This is a genomic window from Streptomyces sp. NPDC004561, assembly GCF_053602155.1.
The window spans coordinates 1-2,445 of record NZ_JBSGDB010000787.1 but is presented as its reverse complement, the minus strand read 5'-3'; the positions used below and the strand labels follow the sequence as shown (position 1 = coordinate 2,445).

Here is a 2,445-nt window from a genome sequence, read left to right as displayed (position 1 = left end):
GCCGTGACGGCCGGCGGGCACCGACAGGTCCGGCACGGCCGGCGGGCGGTCACAGCCAGGGAACCACCCGCTCGGCGGCCCGCGCCCGGTGCCGCGCCGCCCGGCGCAGCAGGCGGAACGCCTGGAAGAGGGTCAGCGGCCACAGCAGCGCGAAGCACCACAGCAGCGCGGGGTCCGAGGTACGGATGCCCATGACGGCCGCGAACGCCGACGCGACGACCAGCAGCAGCACCCCCACCGGCAGCCAGACCTCCCGGCGCACCCCGCCCATGCGGCGCGCGAACCGGCGGTCCTGCCTCAGGCGCGCCTCGATCTCCAGCAGCGCCAGGCGCTCGCGCGGCGAAAGCCGTATCTCGTCGTGCATCTCCCACATCTCCCAGTCGTCCACGGCAACGGCACCTCCTCCGCCGGTCGGCGGCCTCCGTGTGGGCCCGAGTTCCCCAGGAGGGCCCGGCCGATGCGGAGCGGGCGACGCGGTCCCCGTCGTACGGCGGGACCCGCGCTCGGTGCCGGGCCGCTCGCGCACGGTGACGGGAGGGACTTGCACGTGACCACATCCGGTGCAAGGTCGATACTGCCAATAGCTCCATCAACGAACTCGGCCCGACGTCGGACACCGCGGCCCAACCGCGAGTCGTACTAGGAGATACCGATGAGGATGCTGATCAACGTGCCGGAGACCGTCGTGGCGGACGCGCTGCGCGGGATGGCGGCCGCGTATCCCGATCTGACGGTGGACGTGGAGAACCGGGTGATCGTCCGCCGGGACGCCCCGGTCGCCGGGCAGGTCGCACTGGTCTCCGGTGGCGGGTCGGGGCACGAGCCGCTGCACGGCGGGTTCGTCGGTCACGGCATGCTGTCCGCGGCCTGTCCGGGCGAGGTGTTCACCTCGCCGGTGCCGGACCAGATGGCGCGTGCCGCGGCCGCGGTGGACAGCGGTGCCGGTGTGCTGTTCGTCGTGAAGAACTACACCGGTGACGTGCTCAACTTCGACATGGCCGCGGAACTGGCCGAGGACGAGGGCATCCAGGTCGCCAAGGTGCTGGTGAACGACGACGTGGCCGTCACCGACAGCCTGTACACGGCCGGTCGGCGCGGCACCGGGGCGACGCTGTTCGTGGAGAAGATCGCGGGCGCCGCCGCGGCGGAGGGGCAGCCGCTGGAGCGCGTGGAGGCGGTCGGCCGCCAGGTGAACGAGAACGCCCGCAGTTTCGGCGTGGCGCTCAGCGCCTGTACGACCCCCGCGAAGGGCTCCCCCACCTTCGATCTGCCGGACGGGGAGCTGGAGTTGGGCATCGGCATCCACGGCGAGCCGGGCCGGGAGCGGCGGCCGATGATGACCTCCGGGGAGATCGCCGACTTCGCGGTGCACGCGATCCTGGAGGACATGTCCCCGCGCAACCCCGTGCTGGTGCTGGTCAACGGCATGGGCGCCACTCCCCTGCTGGAGCTGTTCGGCTTCAACGCCGAGGTGCAGCGGGTGCTGTCCGAGCGCGGCGTCGCGGTGGCCCGCACCCTCGTCGGCAACTACGTCACCTCCCTGGACATGGCGGGTGCGTCGGTGACGCTGTGTCAGGTCGACGAGGAACTCCTGCGGCTGTGGGACGCGCCGGTGAAGACCCCGGCGCTGCGCTGGGGGATGTGATACGGCGGACGCAGTGCTCAACGCCCCTACCACGCTTGGAGGTCCAGTGCTCGACGCCGACTTCTTCCGCCGTTGGATGACGGCGACCGCCGCGTCCGTCGACCGCGAGGCGGCACGGCTCACCGCCCTCGACTCGGCCATCGGGGACGCGGATCACGGCAGCAATCTGCAGCGCGGGTTCACGGCCGTGCGGGCATCCCTGGAGAAGGAGGCACCGGACACGCCGGGGGCGGTCCTGACCCGCGCCGGGCGGCAGCTGATCTCGACGGTCGGCGGCGCGTCGGGACCGCTGTACGGCACTCTGCTGCGCCGGGCGGGCAAGGCGCTCGGCGAGGACGCCGAGGTCAGCGAGGCGCAGCTGGCCGAGGCGCTGCGGGCGGGCGTGGACGGGGTGATGGCGCTCGGCGGGGCGGCACCCGGCGACAAGACCATGATCGACGCCCTGATGCCTGCCGTCGACGCGCTCGGGGACGGTTTCGCCGCCGCGCGGGCCGCGGCCGAGGAGGGCGCGGTGGCGACCACCCCGCTGCTGGCCCGCAAGGGCCGGGCGAGTTATCTCGGCGAGCGCAGTGTCGGTCACCAGGATCCCGGGGCCACCTCGTCGGTGCTGCTGATCGCCGCGCTCGCCGATGCGGCGGAGGGCTGACGTGGGCGACGAGAAGCTGGTCGGGATCGTGCTGGTGTCGCACAGCGCGGAGGTGGCGGCATCGGTGGCCGAGCTGGCCAAGGGCCTGGCGGGCGGGGCCATGGCGGTGCCGGTGGCGCCGGCGGGCGGCACGGAGGGCGGCGGGCTCGGCACC

At 73.4% G+C, this 2,445-nt stretch carries 4 protein-coding genes; 3 read left to right on the top strand and 1 reads right to left on the bottom strand.

Features of this window, described 5'->3' with window-relative positions; translation table 11 throughout:
• Positions 1–49: 49 nt before the first annotated feature.
• Positions 50–388 (bottom strand): DUF3040 domain-containing protein, encoded by a 339-nt coding sequence (locus ACWEN3_RS45285; RefSeq protein WP_452984126.1) that lies wholly within the window; start codon positions 386–388, stop codon positions 50–52.
• A 264-nt stretch (positions 389–652) separates the two neighbouring features.
• Here ACWEN3_RS45285 and dhaK point away from each other — a divergent pair, with 264 nt between their 5' ends.
• The 3 genes from dhaK to ACWEN3_RS45270 all read left to right on the top strand — a co-directional run.
• A complete protein-coding gene (gene dhaK / locus ACWEN3_RS45280; RefSeq protein ID WP_452984124.1) occupies positions 653–1,645 on the top strand; it encodes a dihydroxyacetone kinase subunit DhaK in 993 nt (330 codons plus the stop codon).
• Between the two features lie 46 nt (positions 1,646–1,691).
• Positions 1,692–2,291 carry a dihydroxyacetone kinase subunit DhaL gene (gene dhaL / locus ACWEN3_RS45275; RefSeq protein ID WP_452984122.1) on the top strand — a complete coding sequence of 200 codons (600 nt, stop codon included), beginning with the start codon at positions 1,692–1,694 and terminating at the stop codon, positions 2,289–2,291.
• A gap of 1 nt (position 2,292) precedes the next feature.
• Positions 2,293–2,445, top strand: a 153-nt coding sequence (locus tag ACWEN3_RS45270) for a PTS sugar transporter subunit IIA domain-containing protein (protein ID WP_452984128.1), incomplete at its 3' end; no start/stop codon positions are given.